The 26,411-nt window shown below is 72.3% G+C and carries 24 protein-coding genes; 13 read left to right on the top strand and 11 right to left on the bottom strand.

Translation table 11 applies throughout. The features are described from left to right. The first annotated feature begins 52 nt into the window (after window positions 1-52). A complete protein-coding gene (locus tag V1633_RS07325) occupies window positions 53-430 on the top strand; it encodes an ArsR/SmtB family transcription factor (RefSeq protein ID WP_007073957.1) in 378 nt (125 codons plus the stop codon). Window positions 431-954: 524 nt separating this feature from the next. Here V1633_RS07325 and V1633_RS07320 read toward each other — a convergent pair. The 4 genes from V1633_RS07320 to V1633_RS07305 form a co-directional block, all read right to left on the bottom strand. Then, window positions 955-1,668: a DedA family protein gene (locus V1633_RS07320; protein ID WP_331213424.1), complete on the bottom strand. Its 714-nt coding sequence runs from the start codon at window positions 1,666-1,668 to the stop codon at window positions 955-957. Window positions 1,669-1,925: 257 nt separating this feature from the next. Continuing rightward, window positions 1,926-4,499, bottom strand: coding sequence for a polynucleotide kinase-phosphatase (locus tag V1633_RS07315; RefSeq protein ID WP_331213423.1), 2,574 nt, complete (start codon window positions 4,497-4,499; stop codon window positions 1,926-1,928). Next, a complete protein-coding gene (locus V1633_RS07310; protein WP_331213422.1) occupies window positions 4,496-6,019 on the bottom strand; it encodes a 3' terminal RNA ribose 2'-O-methyltransferase Hen1 in 1,524 nt (507 codons plus the stop codon). The genes V1633_RS07315 and V1633_RS07310 overlap by 4 nt, the downstream gene beginning before the upstream one ends. 165 nt (window positions 6,020-6,184) lie before the next feature. Continuing rightward, window positions 6,185-7,714 (bottom strand): LPXTG cell wall anchor domain-containing protein, encoded by a 1,530-nt coding sequence (locus tag V1633_RS07305; protein ID WP_331213421.1) that lies wholly within the window; start codon window positions 7,712-7,714, stop codon window positions 6,185-6,187. A gap of 196 nt (window positions 7,715-7,910) precedes the next feature. On the opposite strand from V1633_RS07305, the gene V1633_RS07300 reads away from it, so the two are divergent. After that, on the top strand, window positions 7,911-8,390 hold the full coding sequence (locus tag V1633_RS07300; protein ID WP_331213420.1) for a SigE family RNA polymerase sigma factor: 480 nt from the start codon (window positions 7,911-7,913) through the stop codon (window positions 8,388-8,390). 2 nt (window positions 8,391-8,392) lie between these two features. Further along, window positions 8,393-9,484, top strand: a complete 1,092-nt coding sequence (locus V1633_RS07295) for an LCP family protein (protein ID WP_331213419.1) — start codon at window positions 8,393-8,395, stop codon at window positions 9,482-9,484. Window positions 9,485-9,538: 54 nt separating this feature from the next. Here the strand turns inward: V1633_RS07295 and V1633_RS07290 are convergent, their stop codons facing one another. Beyond that, a complete protein-coding gene (locus V1633_RS07290) occupies window positions 9,539-10,741 on the bottom strand; it encodes a glycosyltransferase family 2 protein (RefSeq protein ID WP_331213418.1) in 1,203 nt (400 codons plus the stop codon). A gap of 269 nt (window positions 10,742-11,010) precedes the next feature. Further along, window positions 11,011-11,226, bottom strand: a complete 216-nt coding sequence (locus V1633_RS07285; RefSeq protein WP_331213417.1) for a hypothetical protein — start codon at window positions 11,224-11,226, stop codon at window positions 11,011-11,013. A gap of 191 nt (window positions 11,227-11,417) precedes the next feature. Here V1633_RS07285 and V1633_RS07280 point away from each other — a divergent pair, with 191 nt between their 5' ends. Both V1633_RS07280 and fbaA read left to right on the top strand, forming a co-directional pair. After that, a complete protein-coding gene (locus tag V1633_RS07280) occupies window positions 11,418-11,798 on the top strand; it encodes a phage holin family protein (protein ID WP_331213416.1) in 381 nt (126 codons plus the stop codon). A 131-nt stretch (window positions 11,799-11,929) separates the two neighbouring features. Further along, window positions 11,930-12,958 carry a class II fructose-bisphosphate aldolase gene (gene fbaA / locus V1633_RS07275; protein ID WP_331213415.1) on the top strand — a complete coding sequence of 343 codons (1,029 nt, stop codon included), beginning with the start codon at window positions 11,930-11,932 and terminating at the stop codon, window positions 12,956-12,958. Between the two features lie 75 nt (window positions 12,959-13,033). On the opposite strand, the gene V1633_RS07270 is transcribed toward fbaA, so the two are convergent. Beyond that, window positions 13,034-14,266, bottom strand: a complete 1,233-nt coding sequence (locus V1633_RS07270; protein ID WP_331213413.1) for an LOG family protein — start codon at window positions 14,264-14,266, stop codon at window positions 13,034-13,036. A 246-nt stretch (window positions 14,267-14,512) separates the two neighbouring features. Here V1633_RS07270 and V1633_RS07265 point away from each other — a divergent pair, with 246 nt between their 5' ends. Continuing rightward, a complete protein-coding gene (locus V1633_RS07265; RefSeq protein WP_331213412.1) occupies window positions 14,513-14,941 on the top strand; it encodes a DUF3151 domain-containing protein in 429 nt (142 codons plus the stop codon). Between the two features lie 103 nt (window positions 14,942-15,044). On the opposite strand, the gene V1633_RS07260 is transcribed toward V1633_RS07265, so the two are convergent. Both V1633_RS07260 and V1633_RS07255 read right to left on the bottom strand, forming a co-directional pair. Further along, window positions 15,045-17,762, bottom strand: a complete 2,718-nt coding sequence (locus V1633_RS07260; protein ID WP_407951975.1) for a chromosome partitioning protein — start codon at window positions 17,760-17,762, stop codon at window positions 15,045-15,047. Between the two features lie 250 nt (window positions 17,763-18,012). After that, on the bottom strand, window positions 18,013-19,017 hold the full coding sequence (locus V1633_RS07255; protein WP_331213411.1) for a diacylglycerol kinase family protein: 1,005 nt from the start codon (window positions 19,015-19,017) through the stop codon (window positions 18,013-18,015). Window positions 19,018-19,145: 128 nt separating this feature from the next. On the opposite strand from V1633_RS07255, the gene V1633_RS07250 reads away from it, so the two are divergent. From V1633_RS07250 to V1633_RS07235, 4 genes are all read left to right on the top strand, one after another. After that, entirely contained in the window at window positions 19,146-20,456 is a 1,311-nt protein-coding gene (locus V1633_RS07250) for an adenylosuccinate synthase (protein ID WP_331213410.1), read from the top strand. Between the two features lie 11 nt (window positions 20,457-20,467). Next, complete coding sequence (gene purD / locus V1633_RS07245) at window positions 20,468-21,739, top strand: phosphoribosylamine--glycine ligase (RefSeq protein WP_331213409.1); 1,272 nt, start codon at window positions 20,468-20,470, stop codon at window positions 21,737-21,739. A 196-nt stretch (window positions 21,740-21,935) separates the two neighbouring features. Then, on the top strand, window positions 21,936-22,565 hold the full coding sequence (locus V1633_RS07240; RefSeq protein ID WP_331213408.1) for a hypothetical protein: 630 nt from the start codon (window positions 21,936-21,938) through the stop codon (window positions 22,563-22,565). 191 nt (window positions 22,566-22,756) lie between these two features. Continuing rightward, window positions 22,757-22,891: a hypothetical protein gene (locus V1633_RS07235; protein ID WP_331213407.1), complete on the top strand. Its 135-nt coding sequence runs from the start codon at window positions 22,757-22,759 to the stop codon at window positions 22,889-22,891. Window positions 22,892-23,016: 125 nt separating this feature from the next. Here V1633_RS07235 and V1633_RS07230 read toward each other — a convergent pair whose 3' ends face one another. Together V1633_RS07230 and V1633_RS07225 are read right to left on the bottom strand one after the other, a co-directional pair. Beyond that, complete coding sequence (locus tag V1633_RS07230; protein ID WP_331213406.1) at window positions 23,017-24,231, bottom strand: acyl-CoA dehydrogenase family protein; 1,215 nt, start codon at window positions 24,229-24,231, stop codon at window positions 23,017-23,019. Between the two features lie 34 nt (window positions 24,232-24,265). Continuing rightward, entirely contained in the window at window positions 24,266-24,718 is a 453-nt protein-coding gene (locus V1633_RS07225) for an SCP2 sterol-binding domain-containing protein (RefSeq protein WP_331213404.1), read from the bottom strand. A 71-nt stretch (window positions 24,719-24,789) separates the two neighbouring features. On the opposite strand from V1633_RS07225, the gene V1633_RS07220 reads away from it, so the two are divergent. The 3 genes from V1633_RS07220 (at window position 24,790) to V1633_RS07210 (ending at window position 26,393) form a co-directional block, all read left to right on the top strand. After that, the gene (locus V1633_RS07220; protein ID WP_331213403.1) at window positions 24,790-25,518 is read left to right on the top strand and encodes a TetR/AcrR family transcriptional regulator; all 729 of its coding nucleotides are present in this window, start codon (window positions 24,790-24,792) and stop codon (window positions 25,516-25,518) included. A 183-nt stretch (window positions 25,519-25,701) separates the two neighbouring features. Next, entirely contained in the window at window positions 25,702-26,040 is a 339-nt protein-coding gene (locus tag V1633_RS07215) for an ArsR/SmtB family transcription factor (protein WP_331213402.1), read from the top strand. Next, on the top strand, window positions 26,037-26,393 hold the full coding sequence (locus V1633_RS07210) for a hypothetical protein (RefSeq protein ID WP_331213401.1): 357 nt from the start codon (window positions 26,037-26,039) through the stop codon (window positions 26,391-26,393). Before V1633_RS07215 ends, V1633_RS07210 begins: the two co-directional genes overlap by 4 nt. Window positions 26,394-26,411: the final 18 nt, after the last annotated feature.

The following is a 26,411-nucleotide window of genomic DNA, read 5'->3' as shown; positions in this document are numbered from 1 at the left end:
TGCCGATTCGGATCTGCTGATATGCAGGCGGGTCGATGCTGCTGGTGGAAGGATGGAATACGTGGGAACTGCGTTGGCCGAAATGACTATGCCTCAGATCTCGCCGCTTGCCGGCGAGCCGATCGAGCGCGCCGATGCCGAGCGGCTTGCGGGGGTCCTCAAGGCCCTTGCTGACCCCGCCCGGCTGCGGCTGCTCAGCCTCATCCAGTCGGCGCCCGAGGGCGAAGCGTGCGTGTGTGACCTCACCGCGCCGCTCGGCCTCTCGCAGCCGACGGTGAGCCACCACCTCCGAATCCTCACCGAAGCCGGCTTGCTGGAGCGGGAGAAGCGGGGCGTGTGGGCTTACTACCGTCTGGTGCCGACGGCGATCGCGACGATCGCTGATCTGCTGACCCCGCCGCGGAAGCGGGCCACCAAAAAGGCTCGCTGAGTCAGTGTCCGGTCCGTCTGGTGTCCGCCCTCTCCGGGACGGCGCCAGGCGGCCCGACCGCTGACGAAGCGACGGGTCCGCCCCGACCGACGACGTGCACCGTCCCCCGCAAAGTGGCAGCGGGATCGGTTCGGGTACGTCGGGTGGGACGTGGTGCGCGTCGAACCGGTGCGTCCGGGCGGCCGTCCGGCGGTCTCCACCGACGGGCGACCGACGGTGACCTCCGGCTGGACGGTCCGACCACGTTCCTCGGACGGGTACGGAATCCGGACGGTGTGATGTGTTCTCGGACGGGGTGAACACCCCGCCCGATGTCCTGCTGCCCGTGGCACGTGTCGTGCCGCCCGGGACAGCGGGTCGGTCGCCGGTGTCGAGCCGCGACATCGGTGACCGTGCAAGACGTGATGACAGCGGTGACCGTGCAGGACGCGGTGACCGTGTGGGACGGGGACCGGCCGGTGGGCCGGCCGCCGCCCTGCTCGCGCTGACCGGTCCGGCGCCCGCTCCTTGGTGACCTCGGCGCCTCAGTGCTGGTGCCGGCGCTGCTGGGCCTCCTGAGCCGCGTGCTCCAGCTCGGCGGCCTGCTGCGGGGTCGTGCCCCGCTTGGCGGCGAGCCGGGCCCGGAGCAGCTCCACGGCGATCGGGATCACCGAGATCACCACGATCGCGATCAGGATCAGTTCGATGTTGGTCTTGACGAACGGGATCTGGCCGAGGAAGTAGCCGAGCACGGTGACCCCGGTTCCCCACAGGACGCCACCGATCACGTTGTAGACCACGAAGGTCCGGTAGCGCATCCCGCTGACCCCGGCGACGATCGGCGTGAAGGTACGCACGATCGGTACGAACCGGGCCAGGACCACCGAGCGCGGACCGTACTTGTCGAAGAACTCGTTGGCCTTGATCAGGTTTTCCTGTTTGAACAGCCGGGAGTTGGGCCGGCGGAACAGGGCCGGGCCGACCTTCTTGCCGAACGCGTACCCGACCTGGTCACCGACGATCGCCGCGATGGTGATGAGCAGGCAGACCAGCCACAGCGGGTAGGTGATGTACTCGCCGTTGGCGGTGAGCAGGCCGGCGGTGAACAGCAGCGAGTCGCCCGGCAGGAAGAACCCGATCAGCAGGCCCGATTCGGCGAAGACGATGGCGAGGATGCCGAGCAGCCCAAAGGCGGAGATCAACCGCTCCGGGTCCAGGAAATCCGGCCCCAGGGCCAGCGTGGTGGTGGGCGTCGGCACGGGTGGACCTCCGGGAACGGGGCGGCGGGCGTGACGAACGGACCGCCGGTCGGTGGCGGCCACCACAGCAGTCTAGGCGGCGTCCAGCTCCCGCCGCCCACGCGGTTTGCGGCGGGGCCGGGTGTACCCGCTCCGAACGGTCAGGCACGGCCGATGATCTTCTTCACGATCTCGGTGGTGCCGCCGCCGGTCCCGTCGCGGGTCACCCGGTCCCCACCGGCGCCGGTCGGGCCCGGCCCGACCGGCACCGGCGCCGGCTACAGCCGCGGGTCGACCGGCTCGGACTCGCTGGCCAGAATGGCGAAGACCAGTTCGTGCCGACGCCACAGCGGAGCCCGTTCGGCCAGCAGGTCGAGCGCGGCCAGGCCGAGCCCGTGCTCGCGTAGCGCCAGCCCGCGCTTGCGCCCCAGCGACCGGTGCCGGAGCTGGGCGAGCTGCTCCGGCTCGGCGTACTCCGGGCCGTAGATGATCCGCAGGTAGTCCCGGCCGCGACACTTGATACCCGGCTGCAGCAGCCGGCCCCGGTCGTCCCGGGCGGCCGGTCCGGCGTACGGCTTCACCACCATGCCCTCACCACCGGCGGCGGTCAGTTCCAGCCACCAGTCGGTCGCCTCCGCCACCGCCGCCTCGTCGCCGAGGTCCACCACCAGACGTCGGGTCGGGGTGAAGAACTCCGGGTCGGCGGCGTGCAGCCGGTCGGCAAGGGCCAGGTGCCAGCCGTGGTCCCGGCCGGCGTGCGACGCGCCCTCGCTGGCGAGGACCGCGAACGGCGCCAGGGTCACCCCGGTGAGACCGTCGGTCGGGCGTACGTATGCCCGGTAGGCGTCGGTGTAGCGGGCCAGGTCCGCCGAGCGACGGGTCATCCGGTCCCGGAGTTCGGCCACCGGCAGGCCACGTGCGCCCGCCCGGTCCAGGGTGTCCAGCACGGCCGGCAGGGCGGCCCGACCGGCCGCGCCGACCGCCGCGTACTGCTCCCGGATCAGGCCACCGGCCTTCGCCGACCAGGGCAGCAGCTCGCAGTCGAGCAGCAGCCAGTCGGTCTCCAGTTCCGCCCACAGTCCGGCCGAGGTGACGGCGGCGCGTACCCGGTCCAGCAGTGCCCGGTTCAACGTGGCGTCGAAGAAGGGCCGGCCGGTCCGGGTGTAGACCACGCCGTCACCCGGGCCGAACCCGGTGCCGCCGACCGGACCCGACCCGGTGTCCCGGCGGACCAGCACCACCGCGCGGGAGCCCATGTGCTTCTCCTCGCAGACGACCCGGTTGACGCCCGCGGACCGGTAGTCGGCGAACGCCTGTGCCGGATGCTCCAGGAAGTCGTCGAGGGTCGCGGTCGAGCAGGGCGCCATCGTCGGCGGCAGCCACGGCAGCCAGCGTGGGTCGACGGAGAACCGGCTCATCACCTCCAGCGCCGCCGCCGCGTTCTCGGCCGGCACGGTCACCGTGCCGTAGCCGTAGTCGATGTGCCGCCGGCCGGTGACGTCGCGCAGGTCGAGCCCGTGGTCGTCGCGGTCCGCGGCGGACCCGCCAACGTCGGCCGGTCCGGCGGGTACGGCGTGCAGCGGGCGGGCCGGCGCGTAGTACTCCTTGGCGGCCGGCACCGAGACGAGTTCCCGGGTCGGGTAGCGCAGCGCGGTCAGCGCCCCGCCGAAGACGCAGCCGGTGTCGATGCAGATGGTGTTGTTGACCCATTCGGGGGTCGGCGTCGGGGTGTGCCCGTAGACGACCATCGCCGAACCCCGGTAGTCGCGGGCCCACGGGTAGCGCACCGGCAGCCCGTACTCGTCGGTCTCGCCGGTGGTCTCGCCGAACAGGGCGAAGGCGCGGACCCGCCCGGAGGCGCGGCCGTGGTACTCCTCCTTCAGGCCGGCGTGCGCGACCACCAGCCGGCCGCCGTCGAGGACGTAGTGGCTGACCAGGCCGTCGATGAACGCCGACAGCTCGGTGACGAAGGCCGGGTCCTCGGTCTCCAGCTGGGCCAGCGTCTCGGCCAGGCCGTGCGAGACCGTCACCTTGCGTCCACGCAGCTTGCGGAGCAGCTTCTGCTCGTGGTTGCCCGGCACGCAGAGCGCGGTGCCGGCGGCGACCATCCCCATCACCAACCGGAGTACGCCGGGCGAGTCCGGCCCCCGGTCGACCAGGTCACCGACGAACAGGGCGGTACGGCCCTCCGGGTGGGTGGCGCCCGTCGCCCGGCCGTCGGCGTCCCGGTGCAGAATCCAGCCGAGCCGGTCCAACAGCAGTTCCAGCTCGGCCCGGCAGCCGTGTACGTCACCGATGATGTCGAACGGCCCGGTCAGCTCCTTCCGGTCGTTGAACAGCTTCTCGTAGCGGATCTCGGCGGCGTCGATCTCCTCGACGCCGCGCAGTACGTGCACCTTGCGGAAACCCTCGCGCTCCAGCCGTCCGATGCTGCGGCGCAGGTCACGCTGCATCCGGGTGAGCACCTGGCGGCCGAAGGTCCGGTCCGACCGGGCCTGCGTCCGCTCCCAGCAGAGCGACTCGGGCACGTCCAGTACCACCGCCACCGGCAGTACGTCGTGTTCCCGGGCCACCGCCACCAGGCCCGCCCGGGCGTGCTGCTGCAGGTTGGTGGCGTCCACCACGGTCAGCCGTCCCGCCCGCAGCCGCTTGCCGGCGACGTGGTGCAGCACCTCGAAGGCGTCCGAGGAGGCGGACTGGTCGTTCTCGTCGTCGGCGACCAGCGCCCGGAACGCGTCGGAGGAGAGGACCTGGGTCGGCGCGAAGTGCCGACGGGCGAAGGTCGACTTGCCGGACCCGGAGACGCCGACCAGGGCCACCAGGGCCAGCTCGGGAATGTCCAGGGTGGTCATCGGGTCTCCTCGGGGTGTGCCGGCAGGGGCTCGGCGGCGTTCGTGGGCGGGGTGGGGGTGGTGGGCGTCCGGGTGAAGACGGCGAGCTGGGTGGGCGCGCCCACCTCGGGGTCCTCGTCGCCGACGCCACTGATGGCGACCGTGTATCCGTAGGTCGTGCCGACGGTCTCCGCCCATCGGGCGAACTCCGCCCGGCTCCACTCGAACCGGTGGTCGGTGTGCCGCATCGTGCCGGCGGCCAGCCCCGGGTAACGCACGTTGTACTCGACGTTCGGGGTGGTGACGACAACCGTGCCGGGTCGGGCGTGCCCGAACACCGACGCCTCCAGCGCCGGCAGTCGCGGCGGGTCGAGATGCTCGACCACCTCCATCAGCACGGCCGCGTCGAAGCCGCGCAGCCGGTCGTCCCGGTAGGTCAGCGCCGACTGCCACAGCTTGATCCGGTGCTGCTGCCGGGCCGGCAGCCGGTCCAGACGCAGCCGTCGCTCCGCCATCGTCAGCGCCCGGGACGAGACGTCGGTGCCGACGATCTCGGTGTAGCGGCTGTTCCGGATCAGGTCGGTGAGCAGCGCGCCGCCGCCGCAGCCGAGGTCCAGCACCCGGGTCGCGCCGGACGCGTCCAACGCCGCCAGTACGGCCGCCCGGCGTCGGGCGGCGAGTGGCTGCCGGTTGACCGCGGCGGGCAGGCCGGCCTCCTCGTCGGTACCGACGTCAACGGTCTCGACCACGGTGTCCGGGTCGCCGGGGTCGTCGGCCAACCGCAGTTCGGCCAGCCGGGCCAGGGCGGTGCCGGCCAGTGCCCGCCGGTGCGCCAGGTAGCGCCGGGTGATCAGCCCCCGTTCCGGGTGCCCGGCCAGCCAGCCGGCACCGGCCCGGAGCAGCTTGTCGATCTCGTCCGGCGCCACCCAGTAGTGCTTGGCGTCGTCCAGCACCGGCAGCAGGACGTAGAGGTGGTTCAACGCGTCGGCGAGCCGGAGCGTGCCGGTGAGGGTGAGGTCGACGTACCGGCTGTCGCCCCAGTCGGGAAACCGCGGGTCGAGCGGCACCGGCGGCGCCGACACCGTCCAGCCGAGCGGAGTGAAGAGCCGGTCGGCCAGCTCCGTGCCGCCCCGGCAGCGCAGCGCCGGCACCCGCAACTCCAACGGGATCGGGGTCGCCGCCAGCTCCGGACGGTCCTTGGAGTCGCCGCGCAGCGCCGACCGGAACACCGTGGAGAGCGCGGAGGAGAGCAGGCTGGAGGCGGCGTACGGGCGGTCGTTGACGTACTGGCCGAGGGTGAAGCCCTCCGGCGTGCTGGTCGTACCCCGACCGGACCGCCCCCGACCCCGGCCGCCGGACAGCGCCAGCGGATCCGTGTCGAGCAGCAGCGCGGCAGTGCAACGCTCCACAGTGGCCTCCGGGAACAGCACGTGCGCCGTACCGGTGGGCACCCGGAACGAGTGCGTCCGGTCCGGATGCTTGACCAGGAGGTAGCCCAGGTCGGTGGCGGGCTGGTGGGTGGTGGTCATGGTGATCAGCACGGCGACCATGCTGACAGGAGGGCGGCCCCGGCGTCGCCTCGATTTGCCGTCGGCCGCGCCGGAACCGGGCCCGGGCGACCGGGGAAGCCGGAAACGGCGACACCCCGCCGACCCGGAGCGGGTCGGGCGGGGTGTCCCGGAACTACGGCTCGGCTCGACGTGTGGTCAGGCCACGAACCGGGTCCGACGGCGCCGGGCGAGGACGAAGCCGACCACGCCGGCCGCGAGCAGCGCGGCGCCACCGGCGGCGATCAGCCCGGTCGCGGTACCGGTGACCGGCAGGCCCTCGCCGGCACCACCGCCACCCTCGGTCGCGTTCACCAGGATCTTCGCGGTGTCGTTGGACTTGTCGGCGTCGCTGTCCCGACCCTCGCACTCGCACGGGTAGTTGATTTCGACCTTGCCGGTGGCGTTCGCGACGACCTCGTCGATCCGCAGGGTGAACTCGAACGTCTGCCGCTCACCGGACTTCAGCAACTCCACGGTGTCGCACCGGTACAGCGAGCCATGGGGCTTGCCGTGCTGGCCCCAGTCGTCGCCCTTCCGCCCCACGCAGTCGTTCGGTACGGCGACCGCGCTGGTGCCGGTCGGGAGTGTGAACCGCAGGTTGGTCACCCCGATCCCGCTGCGGGACGCGTCGGCCGTGGCCGGGCCGGGGTTGTCCACGCCGACCGTCACCTTCACCTCGTCGCCCTGCGCACCGGTGACGCTGTCGCCGATCGCGGCCAGGTCGACCGCGTTCTTGCCGGTGACCGTGATCTGCACGCCGTTGCTGTTGTTCAACGGGTTGGTGTCGATCTGGGGGGCGCGGGCGGTGGCCCGCGACATCTGGCGCAGCTCCAGTTCCTTGCCGCCGCCCGTCGCACCCTTCGTCCGGGCCTCGGCGCGGAACTCCTCGAACTCGTCCCTGGTCAGCCACGTCATGGAGCTGTACGCGTTGCCCGGCGCCTCGGTGTCGGCCCGCAGCATGAGCGGTACCTCCACGCCGTAGCTGAGACCCGCCTCGATCTCGTTGTCGAATACGCAGGCGAGCAGGGTGTCGTCGTCGTAGTAGCAGTTGGAGAACCTGTCCGCCGCGCTGACCGCGTAGTCGCTCTGGAAGACCAGGGCGGTTCCCTTGACCGTGTTCCCGCTCGCGTTGGTGACCAACGCCTGCGGGGCGAACCTGGCTCCGGGCTCCGCCATCACCGTCACGTCGTCGCCGGCGACCAGGTCGACGCCCTCGCCGACGGTGATGGTCGCCTCGTGGCTGACGGGCGTGCTCCCCTGCGCCTCGAAGGTGACCTTCAGCGTGCCTTCGTCACCGAGCGCGGCACCGTCGGCCGCGTGGAACAGCAGCTGGTGGCCGTAGTAGCTGCCCCACGGGTCGACCGTGATCGAGCCTGGCGGGGTGCAGACGAGCTTGGTCCCCTCGGCCTCGCACCAGTCGGCGACACCGGTTTCGGTGACGGTCACCTTGCCGGTCAGGTCGGAGAGGTCGTACGTGAGCCTGGCCCCGTACACCACGTCTTCCTCCGAGGCGAACAGGATCGGCGCCGCGACCGTACCCGGGGGGTGGTCGAGGGCGACGACGGTGTCCGGGAAGTAGACGTCGAGTTCCAGGTCGGCGGCCTGAGCCGGGGACGGAGCGGCGGCGACGAGAGCGCCGGCCACGCCGAGTCCGGCCAGTACCCGCCGGGTGTTAATGATTGGCATCGAAGAGGTGCCTCCCGTAAAGATCGGATGCGGCCCACGGAGCGTACAAACCGGTGTCCAGACGGGCTGTCCCGAAATCGAGGTCGGTCCGTTCGGTGGATGGGCGCTGATCTTTCAGCCTGATGTCTTTCGTGCGTCCCGCAATCTTTCGGCCCGTTCGACCCGTCGGGATAGCAGAAGACGCCCGGAGGTGTGCGTGACGTACGAGGAGTTCGCCGACTCCCGGCTCACCGCGTTGCTGCGCTACGCGGTGATGCTGACCGGTGACCCCCATCTCGCCCAGGATCTCGTGCAGGAGACCATGGTGCGGGTTCAGCTCAACTGGCGCCGGGTGGTCCGGGCCGACGTGCCCGAGCGGTACGTGCGCCGGATGCTGACCAACCAGTACGTCGACTGGCAGCGCGGCTCGTGGATGCGGCGGGTGTGGCTGCGCGCGGATCCCGACGAGGGGTTGCCCGCGCCGGCGGACCATGCCGAGGCGGCCGCCGACCGGGACCAGATCTGGAGCTGGCTGGCCCGGCTGCCGCGCCGACAGCGGGCCGCCCTGGTGCTGCGTTACTACGAGGATCTTCCCGACGCGGAGATCGCCGAGGTGCTCGGCTGTGCGGTCGGGACGGTGCGCTCGGCCATCTCCCGGGCCCTCGCCACCATTCGTGCCGAGTTCGTGGAGGCCTGACGATGAGCGACGACATGCGGCCGGTCGAGGATGAGCTGCGGGCGGCGTTCGCCCGGTACGAGGAGTTGACGCCGGAGGTCGGGCCGGTGCGCGAGGCGATCGCCGTCACGGCGACCCGACGTCGGCGCCGCCGCCGGGCGGTCCGGGCCACCGGGGCGGCGTTCGCCCTGTTCGCCGTCCTCGCGGTGCCGTTCCTGGGCCGGGGTGGTGGTCTGCCGCAGGTTCCGGAGGTCGCCGCGCCGCCGTTCGTGCTCGCCCCGACCGGGCCGGCGGAGCCGTTGGACTTCCTGCTCCTCGGGCTCGACGGCGGCGACGGCCGGAGCAACGGGCACCGGGCGGACACCGTGCTGCTGGTGCACGTACCGGCCGATCGGAGCCGGCTCTATCTGATCTCGATCCCCCGTGACCTCGGGGTCGAGATCCCCGACCACGGTTTCGGCAAGCTCGGTTCGGCCTTCTACCTCGGCAGCCACCGGCCGGGTGCCCGTCCCGACCTGGTCGCGGGCGCGGAGCTGACCGAGCGGGCGGTCGGCGAACTGACCGGGGTACGGTTCGACGCCACCGCCACCCTCACCTACCGGGGGTTGCGGGAGGTGACCGACGCGGTCGGCGGAGTACGGGTCTGCCTGCCGGAGCAGGTTTCGTCCCGGCACACCGACCGGGTCTTCCGAGCCGGCTGCCAGCAGTTGGACGGGGCGGCCGCGCAGGATCTGCTCCGCCAGCGGTTCGCGATGCCCGAGGGGGCGCACGACCGGGACCGCAACGGGCAGCGGTTCGTGGAGGCACTGCTGCACAAGGTGACCGACCCGGCGACCGCGCTGAATCCGGTCCGGGCCGCGCAGATCGTCGACGCGGCCGGCGGGAACCTTGTACTCGATCTCGGCGGGTTGACCGTGCCGGAGCTGTACGGCGCCCTGCGCGGGGTGGCGGCGGCGGACGCGGTGGGCATCGGCTGGACCGTCCACCCGCGACAGAGCGCCGACGGCCTGGTGGAGACGTTGGACGCGGCGGAGGCTCAGGGTCTGTTCGAGGCGCTGCGCCGGGACACGGTGGCCGAGTGGGCGGCGGGGCACCCGCAGCGGGTGACCAGGTGAGTCCGGGGCCGCGCCTGCGGGGTCCGCACCCCCGGCCGGCGTCGGCGTCGCCGGTCAGCCGGCGGTGACCGGGGTACGGCTGTCGCCGGTCGCGGCGGCGGCCGGGGTACGCGCGTCGGCCGTGCCGGTCGGCGTACCGGTGACCGCCGCGCGTCGACCGGTCCGGACCAGGTGCCGTACGCCGGAGGCGGTGTGGTGGGCCTGCCGCAGCAGCCGGTACGCCGGGTAGGCGTCCCGTCGGACCAGCCGGTGCTTGACCCCGGCCAATCCCTCGGGCTCCGGATATCCGCCGGCTGGCGCCCAGCGACGGTAGTCGGCGGCGATCCGCCGGAAGAAGTCCCGGCGCATCCGGGCCGGCAGCCGACGGTCGTTGCCGACGATCACCAGATAGTGGTTGATCATGAGCCGGAACAGCTCCGGCCGGAACACCTCGTACGCGCCGTCCGCCTGGTCGACCAGGGTGAAGAGGCGTTCGTACTGGTCGAAGACGTCGAAGTGCCGGGGGCTGACGGTCCGGGTGATGCCTCCGGAGGTGCGCTGCCGGTAGTGGTAGCAGACCTGGTCCAGCAGGTCGATGCTGCCGGCGGCCATCAGCAGCGGGTGGGTGTACGAGCAGTCCTCGTACCAGCCCGGCAGGAACCGGAGGTTGATCTCGTCGAGGAAGGCCCGACGGGTGACCTTGGTGCAGGCGGACTGGGCCAGCCGGAGCAGTGTCGGATGGTCGGCGAGTCGCAGCGGCGTCGGCAGTCCGGTCAGCGCGCCGGCCGAGGCCGGTGGCCGGGCGGACCCGCCCTCCGGCACCTCCGCGTGGTCCACGACCAGTACGTCGGGCCGGCTCACGGCCAGTCGGGCCCGAACCGCCGCCACCGCACCCGGCGGCAGCCAGTCGTCGCCGTCCACGAACCACACGTAGTCGCCGGTGGCCTGGGCGAGTCCGGCGTTACGGGCCCGGCCCAGCCCGACGTTGGCGGCCAGGTGCACGACCCGGACCCGGGGATCCCGCCGGGCGTACTCGTCGAGGATCGCGGCGCAGCCGTCCGGCGAGGCGTCGTCGACCGCGATGACCTCGAGGTCGGGTCGCCGGCCGGCCCCGGCCGGTACGGCGGACCCGTCCAGCGGGCGACCGGTGGTCCCGCCCTCGTCCGGCGTACCGGTGAGGATCGAGTCCAGGCACTGCCGGAGGTAGGCCTCGACCCCGTGGACCGGTACGACGACGGAGAGCGTGGGCGCCGCTGAGCTGGCCGGATCGATGTCCATGGAACGCGAGACTGCCGGACGGCCGGCAGCCCGGAGCCACGTTCAGTTGAACCCCCGGCGCACGGTCGGCGAACTTCTCGGAGCATCCGGACAGGTCAGCGGTGGTCGTCATCCGTGGGTGGTCCGGTGGCCGACGACCCGGGACTGTGCGGGTCAGCGGTGGTCGTCATCCGTGGGTGGTCCGGTGGCCGACGACCCGGGACTGTGCGGGTCAGCGGTGGTCGTCATCCGTGGGTGGTCCGGTGGCCGACGACCCGGGACTGTGCGGGTCAGCGGTAGTCGTCATCCTGGGGGCCGACGACCCGGGACTGTTCGAGGGCGTCGTACTCGTCGACCTCCAGGCCCCGCTGGACCTCCGGCTGGTCCTCGGTCGCCGGGTCCGCGACGGTTGCCTGCTCGACCGCGTCGGCGTCCGGCGCCTCCGGATCGCGTTCGTCGGGGGCGAGGTGGTCGCCGGGGGCGAAGTCCTCGTCGGGCTGGGCCATATCGCTCTCCTGCGGATTCGTCGCTTTCCTCACCGTACGGCGTGTTCCGTCGCTCGTCTGCCAAGCACCGTGCCCGGTGTGGAACCCGGGTAAACCGCCACCACCGGGCTCGGTCCGCCGAATGCCACCCGACGGGGCGTCCGGTCGGCGGAATCGCCTCCGGGCCGCGGGTCACGTGCCAGGATGGGGCCGTGGGCTTCCTGATCAGGTTGGTGATCAGCGCGGTGGCGCTGTGGATCACCAGCCTGGTGGTGCCCGGCATCGAGCTGACCGGCCGGTCCGGCTGGGAGAACGCGCTGACGGTGCTGGTGGTCGCGCTCATCTTCGGCGTCGTCAACGCGGTCCTGAAGCCGATCATCCACGTGGTCGGCTGCGTCTTCTACGTACTGACCCTCGGACTGTTCGCGTTGGTGGTCAACGCGCTGCTGTTCCTCCTCACCGACTGGATCGCCCACCTGTTCGACCTGCCGTTCGAGATCGACGGATTCTGGCCGGCCTTCTACGGGGCCATCGTGATGGCCGTGGTGGGCTGGCTGCTCGGCGTGGTCGTACCGGACCGGTCCGACCGCTGAGCCGCGGGAAGGGTGGGTTGCGGTGGCGAGAGCGGCCTGCGGGATACTTCCGGCGGAGGACAGCGCGGTCCGGCGCACCCAATCAGACAACGGCCGACGAGGCCGGGAACGTTTTCGAAGGAGCGGCTGACATGCCCATCGCTTCCCCCGAGGTCTACGCCGAGATGCTCGACCGGGCCAAGGCGGGCCGGTTCGCGTACCCCGCGATCAACGTCACGTCCTCACAGACCCTGAACGCCGCGCTGCGCGGCTTCGCCGACGCGGAGAGCGACGGGATCATCCAGGTCTCCACCGGTGGCGCCGAGTACCTCTCCGGGCCGACGGTGAAGGACATGGTGACCGGTGCGGTCGCCTTCGCCGCGTACGCCCGTGAGGTGGCCAAGAACTACCCGGTCAACGTCGCGCTGCACACCGACCACTGCCCCAAGGACAAGCTCGACAAGTTCGTCCGTCCGCTGCTGGCCGTCTCCAAGGAGCGGGTCGCCCGGGGCGAGGAGCCGCTCTTCCAGTCCCACATGTGGGACGGCTCGGCGGTCCCGGTGGCGGAGAACCTGGAGATCGCCGCCCAGCTGCTCGACGAGGCGGCGGCCGGTCACATCGTGCTGGAGATCGAGGTCGGGGTCGTCGGCGGCGAGGAGGACGGCGTCGAGAACGCGATCAACGACAAGCTCTACACGACCGTCGAGGACGGCATCGCCATGGTCGAGGCGCTCGGCCTCGGTGAGAAGGGCCGCTACATGGCGGCGTTGACCTTCGGCAACGTGCACGGCGTCTACAAGCCGGGCAACGTCAAGCTCCGTCCGGAGATCCTCAACGAGATCCAGCAGGCGGTCGGCGCCAAGTTCGGCAAGGGCGACAAGCCGCTCAGCCTGGTCTTCCACGGCGGCTCCGGATCGCTGCTCTCGGAGATCCGGGAGGCGCTCGACTACGGCGTGGTGAAGATGAACATCGACACCGACACCCAGTACGCCTTCACCCGCCCGGTCGCGGACCACATGTTCCGCAACTACGACGGGGTGCTGAAGGTCGACGGCGAGGTCGGCAACAAGAAGATGTACGACCCGCGGGTCTGGGGCAAGCAGGCCGAGGCGGGGCTGGCGCAGCGGGTCGTCGAGGCCTGCGAGCACCTCCGCTCCACCGGCACCACGCTCGCCAAGTAACCAGCGGCAGCGGTTCCACGGCGGCCGGTGCCCCGAACCCCGTGTTCGGGACACCGGCCGCCGGCGTGTCCGGGTTCAGCCGACGGCGGTGAGCAGTCGTACCGCCTCGTGCACGTCGTCGGTGACGTGGATCAGCGGGGACAGGTCACCGGCCGGGGAGAGCGTCAGCAGCGGGCGCAACAGCGCCTCCACCGGCAGGGTCTGGGTCCAGAACGCGCGGTCCAGGAAGACGTACGGGCCGCTGATCCCGTCGGTGCCGTAGAACGTCTTCGTCGCCGCCTGGAACACCTCCTGGACCGTGCCGGCCCGACCGGCGGCGAAGACGATTCCGCCCCGGGCCAGGCGCAGGATGGTGTCCTCGCGGATCGCGTTCGAGAAGTACTTCGCGATCCGGCCGGCGAACAGGTTCGCCGGCTCGTGCCCGTACAGCCAGGTGGGGATCGCCAGGCCGCCCCGCCGCGCCCAGTCGCCCGGCTCGGCCCCACCGGTGGCCGTACCGTCGCCGCCGCGAGGCCGGGGCAGTGGCGTACCGAACCGGGCCCGGACCTGCAACGCGGCCGCCGTGTACGGCTCGTGGTCGGCGAAGTCCGGCGCGGTCGCCAACACGTCGATCGCCGTGGTCAGCTCCTCCGCCGAGCGGTCGGCGAGGTAGGCGCCGAGGTTCGCCGCCTCCATCACCCCCGGCCCGCCGCCGGTCACCACCAGCCGGTCGGCCCGGGCCAGCTCCCAGCCCAGCGTGGCGGCGAGCCGGTACGCCGAGGTGCCTCGGGGCACCGCGTGCCCGCCCATCACCCCGACCACCGACCCGGGACCGTGGGTGGACAGCCAGGACCGGGTGGCGTCGGCCAGCGCGTTGTCGACGGCGTGGTCGTGCAGCCGCTGGGTCAGCGCCTCGCGTACCTCCGGCAGAGCGCCGCCGTGCGTCCGGAAGTGCTGGTAGACCACCGTGTCGTACATCCCGGCGAAGCCGTGGGTGTCGAATCCGGCGGCCAGGTCGTCCGGGGTGTAGAGCCGGGGCGGGTGGATCGGGTACGGCAGCGCCGGAAAGGCCGGTACGACGTCCGCGCCCCGGCGCACCACCTCGGCCTCGACCTCCCGCGAGGCGAAGCGGCAGCCGACGAAGAGGGTGTCGGTCAGGTCGACGGCGGTCAGGTCCGGAACCGGGTCGAGGTCGAGCCGGAGCCCCTGGACGGTCAGCCCGGCGAGGCTGCCGCCACGCAGGTGCGTTTCGAGTTCGGCGCGGGACTCGATCTCGTCGGCCGTGTTGTCGTGGGGTTCGAGCACGTCAGCGGGGGGTGGAGTGGGCACCCTGACCATCCTGCCCCCGGTCGGCAACCGACCCGGGCGCAGGGGCCGGTACGGCGAGAGCCCGACGACACCAGGGTCGCCGGGCTCTCTGTTACCGGGTCCTGGGGAGGCTCCGGACCTTCATTTGTAGTCCAGTCCGCCGCCACGCGCACCGTCCGCACGCGTGACAGATCCCTCAGCCGTTCAGCCAGCATGCGTGACAGGGGTCCCTGGTCAGCGCCGAACGCCGCCGGGTTGAATGGTCCGATGCAGAACCTCTTGCCCGAACCGCCGGCCACCCGGCTGCCCAGCGACGACGAGGCCGAGGCGGCGCTCGCCGCCGCGCGGCAGGCGGACACCGACGAGGCGTACGCGTCGGCCGCCGCGCACCATCCGACGTTCAGCGCGGCCTGGGCGACGCTGGCGGCGCGTGCCCTCGACGCCGACCAGGTGGTCACCGCGTACGCGTACGCCCGGACCGGCTACCACCGGGGGCTGGACCAGCTCCGCCGCAGCGGCTGGAAGGGGCACGGGCCGGTGCCCTGGTCCCACGAGCCGAACCGGGGCTTCCTGCGCTGCCTGTACGTGCTCTCCCGGGCCGCCGACGAGATCGGCGAGGCGGACGAGGCGGCCCGGTGCGCCCAGTTCCTCCGGGACTGCGACCCGGCGGCCGGAGACGCCCTGGCCAGCAGCTGATCCGCGCGGCGGGAGCCGCCCGGGGTGTGAGTGAGCCGTCGGTCCCGGCCCGGTGTGGGTCGGACCGGGACGGACGGCGGTTCAGGAACCTGTCGGCGGGGGGTCAGAGCCCTTCGGCGACGGCGGCGGCGATCTTCAGCCAGGCGTCCCGGGTCGCGGACGACAGCTGGGCGTACCGGATCGGTTCACCGGTGTCGATCAACCGCTCGTACGGGGCGGTCAGCACCGCCCGGGTCCGGGCCGCGAAGTGCCGCTGGATCGGCGGCAGGTCGATCTCCTTGCGGGACGGCGGCATGGAGACCACGGTCACCGCCTGCCGGACGAGCCGCTGCCGACCACTCTGCTCCAGGTGGTCGAGCATCCGGGCGGCCGTCTCCGCCGAGTCGTTACGGGCGGACATCGTCACCACCAGCTGGTCGGTCGCGTCGATCGCCGCCTGCCAGTTCTGCGCCCGGACGTTGTTGCCGGTGTCCACGAAGATCAGCTTGTAGAACCGGCTGACCACCTCACGAAGCTCGGCGAACGCGGCGGCGGTGAGCATCTCACCGCCGGTCGCCGACTCGTCCGAGGCGAGGACGTCGAACATGCCCTCGCTCTGCGAGCGGACGTACTGGGACAGGTCACCGACCCGGCCGTGCGCCCCCTTGAACTGGTACAGGTCACGCAGCAGGTCCCGGACGGTACGGGAGTGGAAGTCCTGCTGGGCCCGCATGCCGAGGGTGCCCTGGGTCTCGTTGTTGTCCCAGGCGAGCACGTAGCCGCCGCGCTTCTGGCCGAACGTCATCGCGAGCAGCAGGATCGCCACCGTCTTACCGGCGCCGCCCTTCGGGTTGACCACGGTCACCTGACGCAGTCCACCGAAGTTGCGGCGGATCATCTCGATGTCCTGCTTGATCTCCTGCTCGTGCCGGCCGGGAGCGAGCCTGACCAGCCCCAGCGTCGACTTGTTCACCACGGCCCGGACCCCGGTCTGGGCGACCGGGTCGGCCGGCCGGACGGCCCGGCGCTGGGCGAACTCGTCGGCGGTCGGGGTGCCGCTGTCCGGTGTCCAGAGCGGGTCCGGGTAACTCTGCGCCGGAGGCGTGGGCATGTGCTGCACGCCGGCCGCCTCGGCGTACGGCTGGGTCGGTACCTCGGTCACACCGGGGTGGTGCGGCGGAACGGGGCCCGGTCCGGGTACCTGCTGCGGGGCCGGCGCCCAGGGGGACTGGGCGGCGGTGGCCGGCGGCCCGGGTACCGGCGGTGCGGGCGGCGGATACGCCGGATAGCCCGGCGGGGTCGGGTACGCCGGGGTGGGCGGGTACGTCGGGCCCGGCGGCGGATATGTCGGACCCGGCGGTGGGTACGCCGGCTGCTGCGGCACTGGAGGGGGCGGGACCTGCGGCGGCACCGGTGGCGGGTACGCCGACACCGGTCGGGCCGTCGCCGAGTAGTGCACGCCTCCCATGGTCGGCGGGTACGGCCCGATCGGCGGCGTCGGTGCCGGCCCGGACTCCGCCCCGCCGGCCTGCTGCGCCGCCTGCTGCGGTGGACCGGCCTGCTGCACCGCCTGCTGCGGTGGCCCGGCCTGCTGCGGAGGGTCGGCGGGTGGTGGTGGCGTCGTCGGCCGCTGGGGCGGTTGGGCCCAGGGCGACTCCGCCGGACGGGCGATCGCACCGGTGTCCGGCGCGGTGGCCCGGCTGGCCCCCGGCAGGGTGGCCCGGCCACGGATCGGCGCTGCCGGTCGGCCGGTGTCGGCCTGCGGCGTACCGCTCTCCGGCCGGTTGGCCGGGTCGCCCGGCCCGGTGGCGCTGTCGGGCTGGCCACCGGTGCCTCCGGTCGCCCCGACCTCGCCCGACTGGTCGCGGGCGGGGGCGGCCGCCGGGCCGGTGGTCGGCGCGGCCGGTGCCGGAACCGCGCTGATCGGGCCGGTGCCGGAACCGGTGTCGAGTGAGCCGGTGCCCGGGTTGACGCTGGCCTTGCCCGCGTTCGGGCTGACCGTGGCCTTGCCGGCGTTCGGGTTGACGGTGGCCTTGCCCGCGTTCGGGTTGACGGTGGCCTTGCCGGCCGTGGGGCTGACGCTGGCCGTGCCGGCGGGCCGGGGGTCGGACGGGCCGGAGAGCGAGCCGTCGGGGTTCGCCGGCCGGTCGGTCGACTCCGGCCGGGCCTGGCCGCCGGTCTCCGGTGAACCGGTCTGCGCCGGTCCCGGCGTCTCCGGTTGCCGCACGTCGCCGGTGTTGACGGTGGCGCGGCCCTGGCTGGCGGGGCGCACGGTCGGCCAGACCCGGGTCGGTGAGTTGACCGGCGAGGCGTTGGTCGGGTCGGCGGCCGGCGCGGGCCCGGGGGACGCCACCGGCGGAACCGGCGGCGGGGTCTGCGGAACGACCGGCGGCGGGGGCACGACCGGGGCCGGCGGCATCGCGACCCGTGCCGCGGCGGCGTGCGCCGCCGCGGGTGGGACGGACGGCGGTGGCGTCGGCGGGACCGGTACCGCCTGCACCGGCATCGCCTGCACCGGCGGGGTGGGTACCGGCTGCGGAATACCGGGGATCGGCGTCACCCCCGGTGGGGTGGCCGACACCGGCGGCACGGCCGGGATCGGTGGCACGGGGGTCGGCGGCACGGCCGGTGGGAACTGCTGGTTCGGGAACGGCTGGGGAACGCCGGCCAGCGGACCCGGTGACGTGGTGTCCGGCAGCGGGGGCGGGGACCAGCTCGAAATCGGGTTGGAGTCGTCGCGCGGCTCGGCGACGATCTCGTCCGGCGGCCACAGCGGCTCGTCCGCCCGCGGCGCCACCGGCACCTGGCCGGGCGAGTATCCCCGGTCCGCGTGATTGTCCACCACGGCCTACCTACCTCCCCCCTGCCGAGAGCATGTCCAGCTGCCCGAGGGTGTACGCGTGCCTACCCGAGGGGTCCTCCGCCCGAGCGTATGTGCCCGAGGGTATGCGCCCGAGGGTACGTCTGCCTGATCACGCCGACCGGAACAGGTCGTACCGACCGGACAGGCACCCCGACTGGACACGTCACCCCGACCGGGAACATCACCCGGACCGGACACGGAGGTCCCACCTACAGCCTTCCACAGGGGATCAGTGGTCGTACACCGCCCATGCCCCGGGTTCGATCCACCATGATCTCTTGCGGGTCAGCGTGGCGGACACCCCGTCGTCGAGGAACGGGATCTCCGGATCCCGGGGGTTGACCGCGGCGGCGCGTCCCCTGGCCCGACGCACCTCCAGGCGTACCGTCCGGCGTCCCCACCGCGACCGGGTCACCACCGGCACCGCGACCGCGACCTCGATCCGGCCGTCCGCCGGGTCCGGGGTGGACAGCAGACGTACGCCGGCCAGTTCGGCGTACCCGCCCGCGTTGCCGACGGCACAGGCGAAGATCGGTTCGTGGCCGGTGGAGAGCACCGTGTCGTCGACCTCCACCCGACCACGCCAGGCCAGCGGTTGGCCGGCCTCGTTGGCGGCACCGAGCAGGGCGCCGTCCAGGGTGACCGAGCCGCCGTCGTTGCGGAGCAGGTCGAGCCGACGTACCCGGCCGCCGAGCACCGCCGCGGCGACCGCCTCCGGCTGGCGGGGCAGGCCGAGCTGCCCGGCGAGGTCGTGCGGGAGATCCGTCGACGTCGATCGGGCCGGTTCGAGCGGAAGCACGCCGATCGGCGGCAGGTCCGGCAGGGTCCGGTCGCCGGCGAGGTCGGCCGGACGCCGGCTCGGCGGCGGGGAGTACCGGCGGACCATCCGGCGGATCACTGCGCGCAACTGGCTGTCACTCGCCGTAGCGACGACGAGTCGGGTCTTGCTGTCCGAATCCGGCCAGGCCAGACCGTCCGGCCGGGCCGGCCCGTCGAGCCGGGACAGCACCTGGTCGATCTCCGCGTCCGACCGGGCGGTCACCGTCTCGACCCGGGCACCTGCTGCGGTGAGCGCGTCGGCACAGTTCAACACCGGTACGCGTGGGGTGTCGGCGCAGTCGGCCGGGCCCGACGTCGTGTCCGCCCCGCCGGCCGAGCAGCAGGCGCCACCCGCACCGCAGCCCGCCGTGCCGTCCTCACCCGAGGCCAGGGTGAGCAGTACCACGTCGTACACCGGAGGTCGCCTCCCGAAGTCAGCCCCGGCCTCTGCTGGCCGGGTCGTCACTTTTTGTTAGCCTGACACCTCGGGCTCGCCACGCGGTCGCCACCTGGCACCCGAGCCCCCTGGAGGCGGGTTTAGAGATGCCGGCGATCGTGCTCATCGGGGCGCAGTGGGGCGACGAGGGCAAGGGCAAGGTTACCGACCTGCTGGGTGACCGGGTCGACTACGTCGTCCGCTATTCCGGCGGCAACAACGCCGGGCACACCGTGGTCACCCCGGACGGCCAGAAGTACGCGCTGCACCTGATGCCGTCCGGCGCGCTCTCGCCGAACGCGGTGATCGTGATCGGCAACGGCGTGGTGGTCGACCCGAAGGTGCTGCTGACCGAGATCGACGGGCTCGCCGAGCGCGGCGTCGACGTCTCCCGGTTGCGGATCTCCGGCGACGCCCACCTGATCATGCCGCACCACCGGGCGCTCGACCGGGTGGTCGAGCGCTACCTCGGCTCCGCCCGGATCGGCACCACCGGCCGGGGCATCGGCCCGACCTACGGCGACAAGGTCGCCCGGACCGGTATCCGGGTGCAGGACCTGCTCGACCCGGGCATTCTGCGCAAGAAGCTGGAGCTGGTGCTCCGGGAGAAGAACCAGATCCTGGTCAAGGTCTACAACCGCAAGGCGCTCGACGTCGACGCGGTGCACGAGGAGTACCTGGCGTACGCGGAGCGGCTGCGGCCGTACATCGCGGAGACCCGGGCGATCCTCTGGGACGCCCTGGACCGGGGCGACACCGTTCTGCTGGAGGGCGCCCAGGCGACCATGCTGGACATGGACCACGGCACCTACCCGTTCGTCACCTCGTCGAACCCGACGGTCGGCGGTGCCTGTGTCGGCTCCGGTATCCCGCCGACCGCGATCAGCCAGGTGATCGGGGTCACCAAGGCGTACACGACCCGGGTCGGCTCCGGTCCGTTCCCCACCGAACTCTTCGACGACAACGGCGCCCACCTGCGCAAGATCGGCGCCGAGTACGGCACCACCACCGGCCGGGAACGCCGCTGCGGCTGGTTCGACGCGGTCGTCGCCCGGTACGCGGTCCGGCTCAACGGCATCACCGACCTGGTGGTGACCAAGCTCGACGTGCTCTCCGGCATGGACAAGGTGCGGATCTGCGTCGGCTACGAGATCGACGGCGAGCGGCACGACGACATGCCGATGACCCAGACCGCGATCCACCACGCCAAGCCGATCTACGAGGAACTCGACGGCTGGTGGGAGGACATCTCCAAGGCGCGGTCCGAGGCGGAACTGCCGGAGAACGCCCGCCGTTACCTGGCCCGGCTGGAGGAACTCTGCCGCGCCAAGGTCAGCGTGGTCGGCGTCGGCCCGGGGCGCGAGGAGAACATCGTCCGGCACGAACTCCTGCCCGCCCGCTCGTCGGCCACCCCGTAGGATCGCTCGTCGTGCGCGTACTTCTCATCGGTGGCGGCGGGCGGGAGCATGCTCTCGCGCTCGGCCTCGCCGCCGACCCCGCCGTCGACCACCTGATCGCCGCACCGGGCAACCCGGGCATCGCGGCCGTCGCCGAGCTGCGTCCCGTGGCGGTCACCGATCCTGCGGCGGTCGCCGCGCTCGCCGTGGAGACCGGGGCTGACCTGGTGGTGGTCGGCCCGGAGGCACCGCTGGTCGCCGGCGTCGCCGATGCGGTACGTGCCAAGGGCATCGCCTGCTTCGGGCCGTCCGGCGCGGCGGCCGTCCTCGAGGGTTCGAAGGCGTTCGCCAAGGACGTGATGAACGCGGCCGGGGTGCCGACCGCCCGTTCCCGGACGATCGAGAAGGCCGACACCCCGATCGGCACCGCCCTGGTCGCCCAGGCGCTCGACGAGTTCGGTGCGCCGTACGTGGTCAAGAACGACGGGCTGGCCGCCGGCAAGGGTGTGGTGGTCACCGACGACCGGGACGCCGCGCTGGCGCATGCCGTGGCGTGCGGCCGGGTTGTCGTCGAGGAGTACCTCGCCGGTCCGGAGGTCTCGCTGTTCGTCGTCACCGACGGTGAGACTGCGGTGCCGCTGCTGCCGGCGCAGGACTTCAAGCGGGTCGGCGACGGGGACGCCGGACCGAACACCGGCGGCATGGGGGCGTACGCGCCGCTGCCGTGGCTGCCCGAGGGAATGGTCGACGAGGTGATGGCCAGCGTCGTCGAGCCGACCCTGGCGCAGATGCGGGAACGCGGCACCCCGTTCAGCGGGTTGCTCTACGTCGGGCTCGCCATCACCCGACACGGCCCCCGGGTGATCGAGTTCAACGTCCGGTTCGGTGATCCGGAGACCCAGGTCGTACTCGCGCTGTTGGAGACGCCGCTGGCCGGCCTGCTGCACGCGGCCGCGACCGGAACGCTGGCCGGGCATCCGCCGCTGCGCTGGCGGCCGGGCGCGGCGGTCACCGTGGTCGTCGCCGCCGCCGGTTACCCGGGTGCGGTCCGCGGCGATGACGTGATCACCGGGGCCGAGCGGCCCGGAGTGATCCACGCCGGCACGGCGCGCCGGGCAAGCGACGACGCACTGGTCTCCGCGGGTGGCCGGGTGCTGTCGGCCACCGGGCTCGGTGCGGACCTCGGCGCGGCCCGCGAGGCCGCGTACGCCCTGGTCGACGGGATCGGGTTGGCCGGCGCGCACCACCGGCGGGACATCGCCGAGGCAGCCGCCGCCGGCCGGATCTCGCCCCCGCCCCGCTGACCCGTCAGGAAGGGGCCCTTCCTGACGTTTTCTGTATAGGAAGGGGCCCGTCCTCACACACCTCGGGGCCGGCTCGGGCCGGTTCGCCCGTCCACCGGCTGGCACGAAACCGTGATTCGCGACCGTGTGCGTGTTCCTACCGTGAGTATCCAGTCCCGGCGGCCGGCCGGGCGATCCCCGCGGTGGAGGAACGAGCATGCACAGGTATTTGACCCGCGCCGCCCTGGTCGTACTCGGCGGCGCGGTGGTGCTGGCCGGGACCGGTTGCGCGACGACCGGCGTACCGGTGGCCGGCCCGACCACGTCCGCGCCGGCCACCGGTGAGGACGGACTCGGCAGTGCGCCACCCGGGTCCGGCGGCCCGGACGACCCGGTGAGCGCTCCGAGCCCGACGTCCGGCGGCGGCAGCGGCGACGGGTCGACCGGGGGTGGCCCGACGGGTCAGCAGGGTGGGCACGGGCAGTCCGGCGGGAACACACCGAAGAAGTCCGCGCCGGCCGGCCCGACCATCCTCGTCTTCAAGATTGCTCAGCAGCCGCAGTGTCCGCAGGGCACCAACGTGAACCCGATTCCCGGCGTACCGGTCGTCCTGTCGTGGAAGGTGAAAGGTACGGACGCGGTGACCCTCTCCGTCGACGGGCCGGGGGTGTACGACACGTTCCCGGCCGAGGGCAGCGCGACGTTCGACTTTCCGTGCTTCGGAGCGCCCGGCGACGAGGTGACGCACACCTACCAACTGCGTACCGTCGGCGGCGGCGAGGTGCGGTCGAAGACGTTGACGGCCGCTGCGACCGTCCGTGGGATCGCCGACGTGAAGACGCCGTAGCCGAGTCGCCACCCGCCGGAGGACCGACCGGGACCCACCCGTCGGTCGACGCTTGAGCGCCCGGCGGTTCGGGCCGCGACAGATACACGGCGGATACACAGCGGGCCCCGGTATGTCGGCTTTGCCGCCGGCGAAGGCAGACTGTCTTGGTAGCGTCGCCGGGTCCGAAGTCGAACTACCGGAGGTGGGCGATGACGCTTCGACGCAAGATGGGGATCGTGGCGGCGCTGGTCACGGCGGTGATGGCGGTCGTGGCGGTGTCGGCTCCGGCCCAGGCGGTCGGGGGCGCGGGTGTGGTGACGACCCAGGACATCCTCTGCTGCTGAGCAACCGAGCCCTGTCCGATCCGCCGACCCTGGTCACGCTGGCCGTCGGGACGGCGGGCCGAGCGAGGTGGAGGGGTCCGCCCGCCGACCGGCGCGGACCCCTCCCTCTTTGGCGGCGCTCTCGGTCAGCGGATCTGTCGGCCGGAGATGGCGCGGGCGATGACCAGCCGCTGGATCTCCGAGGTGCCCTCGAAGATGGTGTAGATCTTGGCATCCCGGTACCAGCGTTCCACCGGATGTTCGCGCAGGTAGCCGGCACCGCCGAGGATCTGCACCGCCTTCTCGGTCACCGACACGGCGACCTCGCCGGCCTTCAGTTTGGACATCGACCCCTCGCCCGCGGCGAACGGCCGGTTGTTCCGGCCCATCCAGGCGGCCCGCCAGACCAGCAGCCGGGCGGCGTCGATCTCCATCCGCATGTCGGCGAGGGCGAAGGCGATCCCCTGGTTCTCGATGATCGGGCGGCCGAACTGGACCCGCTCCTGGGCGTACGCCAGCGCGTACTCGTACGCGGCCCGGGCCACCCCGATCGCCTGGGCGCCCACGGTCGGGCGGGTCAGCTCGAAGGTACGCATCGCCGCCTGGCTCTTGCCGCGTTGCCCCGACCGGGCCCGGTCGAGCCGTTCCAGCAACGCCTCCCGCCCGCCGAGCAGGCAGCGCCCCGGTACGCGTACCTCGTCGAGGAAGACGTCGGCGGTGTGCGAGGCACGCAGCCCGAGTTTGCGCAGCTTTTTTGCCCCGGTCAGTCCGGGGGTGCCCGGCGGAACCACGAACACGGCCTGCCCGCGTGCGCCGAGCGACGGGTCGACCGAGGCGGTCACCACGTGGACGGCGGCGATCCCGCCGTTGGTGGCGTACGCCTTCTGTCCGGTGAGGATCCACTCGTCGGTGGCCTCGTCGTAGCGGGCCCGGGTACGCATCGCGGCGACGTCGGAGCCGGCCTCCGGCTCGGTGCTGCAGAACGCCCCGACCGCCGGTTCGTCGACGGTGCCGAAGCACTGTGGCACCCACTCGACGAGCTGCTCCGGGGTGCCGGAGCCGTAGATCGCGGCGACCGCCAGCGAGGTGCCGAAGATGGACAGCCCGATGCCGGCGTCACCCCAGAAGAGTTCCTCGCTGGCGATCGGCAGGGAGAGACCGGTCGGATCGGCCCAGCAGGTGGCGAGGAACTCGAACCCGTACAGTCCGATCTTCGCCGCCTCCTGGACCACCGGCCACGGGGTCTCCTCCCGGGTGTCCCACTCGGCGGCGGCCGGGCGTACGACGTCGCTGGCGAAGCCGTGCACCCAGTCGCGCAGGTCCCGTTGGTCATCGTTGAGGTCGAGCGAGAATTCGACCATCGCCAGCTCCTCGGAGACTCGGCCGTGCTGGGGATCAGGCCTTGGGGATGTCGAAGAGGTTGGCGATGTTGGCCGCCAGCCCGAGGTCGCCCTTTGCCTTCAGCTTTCCGGTCATGAACATCATCACCGGGTTGGCGCCGCCCGACACGACCTTGAGGAACTCGACCGGACCCATGGTGAGCGAGAGCTTCGGCTCGCGGCTCGGGGTCTCCGAGACCTGGCAGGTCCCGTTCTCGATGACCACCTCGTAGGTGTCCGAGTCGCCGTCCGGGCCACCGGTGATGGTCCAGTGGATGACCGCGTTGGTCGAGCCGGCCCGGTCGGCCCGGAACAGCGCCGGCATCCGGGAGAAGACGGCGTCGAGGATGGTGACGCGCCGGTCGCTCTGCATCACCTCGGCGAGCTTGGCGTCCGGGGTGGACTTGACGAGCTTGGCGAACTGCTGGGGATCGACCGAGGCGAAGCTCGCCGGATCGAAGTCAGTCATGGGGTCGACCTTCCGGGCGGGACTTTGGTTACTGCTGCGTAACCTTACGCAGGAGTAGGTAGGCTGGCAAGGTGTCCTCCACGCCCGCCTTCAAGCGGCTGCCCCGGGCTGTGCGCGAGCAGCAGATGCTCGACGCGGCGGTCAAGGTCTTCTCCCGGCGCGGCTTCCATGCGGCGAGCATGGACGAGATCGCCGACGAGGCCGGGATCTCCAAACCCATGGTGTACGCCTACCTGGGTCCCAAGGAGGAGCTGTTCACGGCGTGTCTGCACCGGGAGGGGACCCGGCTGATGGAGGCGATCATCACTGCCGTACGCCCGCTGCCCGTCGGACCGACCGCTGACGCCGCCGTCGGGTCGGCTCCGGGCGATGTCGCCGGTGTCTCCGACGAGGGTGGGGCCGGTGGTGGCCGTACCTTCGACGCGCGGTTGTGGTGCGGGCTCCGGGCCTTCTTCCGGTTCGTCGGGGCGAACCGGGACGCCTGGTCCGTGCTCTACCGGCAGGCGCGGGGTGAACAGCCGTTCGCCGGGGAGCTGACCACGATGCGGGCCCGAATCATCGAGGTGGTCGCCGGCATGCTCGACCGGGGTCTGGTCGCGGAGGGCCGCGAGGTCGCCGGGCCCGAGCTGGAGGTCATGGCGTACGCGTTGGTCGGGGCCTCGGAGTCGGTGGCGGACTGGCTGGCCGACCACCCGGAGGCCGATCCCGACGAGCTGGCGACCCGGATCATGAACTTCGTCTGGACCGGCGCGGGAAGCCTGCTGGCCGGTCACCGCTGGCGCCCGCCGCTGAACCACTGACCCTCGCCGCTCCACGCTGCCCGTCTGCCGCTGGGCGGGCTGCTTCCGGCTGGTCTGCGCTGCCGGTGGTCGTGGCCGGGCCGTGGTGACCGTCCGGGGGTTGACGAGTCGGCGCGGGGGTGTCAGTCTCATCTGACAGGGGGGTGTCAGTTGAAACTGACACCCAGAAGGGACATCGGCGGCATGAAAGAGGCACCGTCCTCGGGCGAGGAGTTGTTGCAGGTGCTCACCGCGCTGGCCAGCCCGCATCGGCTGCGGATCCTCGCGGCCCTCGCCGAGGGTCGGACGTACGTCAGCCAGTTGGCCCGCCAGCTGCGGATGAACCGGCCGCTGCTCTACATGCACCTGCAGCGGCTGGAGGCCGCCGGGCTGGTCGTCGGGACGTTGGAGACCGCCCGGGACGGCAGTTCGGTGAAGTACTTCGAGGTCGTGCCGTTCACCCTCGGGCTCACCCCGGAGGCGATCCGCGTGGCGGCCCGAACCCTGGACCTGGACGGATCGGGAAAGGACGAGAGCAAGTGAGCAGAGCATCGGGCAGTGCCCTCAACCTCGTACAGGCCACACCGGTCCTGGGGGCGGACATCGCGCAGACCGCCACCATCACCTCGATGGTGCTGGTGGTGGTGCTGGCCGCCGTCGTCGCGTTCGTCGCGCTCGGTTTCTACCGGACCCGACGTTCCTCCGACGGCGAGGAGCGCTACCAGGCGCTGGTCGAGCGGTCCGCCGACACCGAGGCGCGGTTCGCCCAGGGCGCCGAGGCGACCGTCACCGAACTGCGAGGGCTGCGTACCGAACTGCACGAGGCCCGCGAGGAACTGGCGGAGGTCAAGCAGCGCCTCGCCGGCCTGGAACGGCTGCTCAGCCAGATCGGCTGACGAAGCGGCACCGGATGC

Source organism: Plantactinospora sonchi, from assembly GCF_036422035.1.
GTDB lineage: Bacteria > Actinomycetota > Actinomycetes > Mycobacteriales > Micromonosporaceae > Plantactinospora > Plantactinospora sonchi.
This window is presented reverse-complemented; position numbering and strand designations above follow the sequence as displayed.

What these genes read in the sequence shown, in the direction of transcription:
- V1633_RS07325 (WP_007073957.1), top strand. Translation starts at nt 53, where the DNA reads ATGGAATACGTGGGAACTGCGTTGGCCGAAATGACTATGCCTCAGATC.
- V1633_RS07315 (WP_331213423.1), bottom strand. Translation starts at nt 4,499, where the DNA reads ATGACCACCCTGGACATTCCCGAGCTGGCCCTGGTGGCCCTGGTCGGC.
- V1633_RS07305 (WP_331213421.1), bottom strand. Translation starts at nt 7,714, where the DNA reads ATGCCAATCATTAACACCCGGCGGGTACTGGCCGGACTCGGCGTGGCC.
- V1633_RS07295 (WP_331213419.1), top strand. Translation starts at nt 8,393, where the DNA reads ATGAGCGACGACATGCGGCCGGTCGAGGATGAGCTGCGGGCGGCGTTC.
- V1633_RS07290 (WP_331213418.1), bottom strand. Translation starts at nt 10,741, where the DNA reads ATGGACATCGATCCGGCCAGCTCAGCGGCGCCCACGCTCTCCGTCGTC.
- V1633_RS07285 (WP_331213417.1), bottom strand. Translation starts at nt 11,226, where the DNA reads ATGGCCCAGCCCGACGAGGACTTCGCCCCCGGCGACCACCTCGCCCCC.
- fbaA (WP_331213415.1), top strand. Translation starts at nt 11,930, where the DNA reads ATGCCCATCGCTTCCCCCGAGGTCTACGCCGAGATGCTCGACCGGGCC.
- V1633_RS07265 (WP_331213412.1), top strand. Translation starts at nt 14,513, where the DNA reads ATGCAGAACCTCTTGCCCGAACCGCCGGCCACCCGGCTGCCCAGCGAC.
- V1633_RS07250 (WP_331213410.1), top strand. Translation starts at nt 19,146, where the DNA reads ATGCCGGCGATCGTGCTCATCGGGGCGCAGTGGGGCGACGAGGGCAAG.
- V1633_RS07240 (WP_331213408.1), top strand. Translation starts at nt 21,936, where the DNA reads ATGCACAGGTATTTGACCCGCGCCGCCCTGGTCGTACTCGGCGGCGCG.
- V1633_RS07235 (WP_331213407.1), top strand. Translation starts at nt 22,757, where the DNA reads ATGACGCTTCGACGCAAGATGGGGATCGTGGCGGCGCTGGTCACGGCG.
- V1633_RS07230 (WP_331213406.1), bottom strand. Translation starts at nt 24,231, where the DNA reads ATGGTCGAATTCTCGCTCGACCTCAACGATGACCAACGGGACCTGCGC.
- V1633_RS07225 (WP_331213404.1), bottom strand. Translation starts at nt 24,718, where the DNA reads ATGACTGACTTCGATCCGGCGAGCTTCGCCTCGGTCGATCCCCAGCAG.
- V1633_RS07215 (WP_331213402.1), top strand. Translation starts at nt 25,702, where the DNA reads ATGAAAGAGGCACCGTCCTCGGGCGAGGAGTTGTTGCAGGTGCTCACC.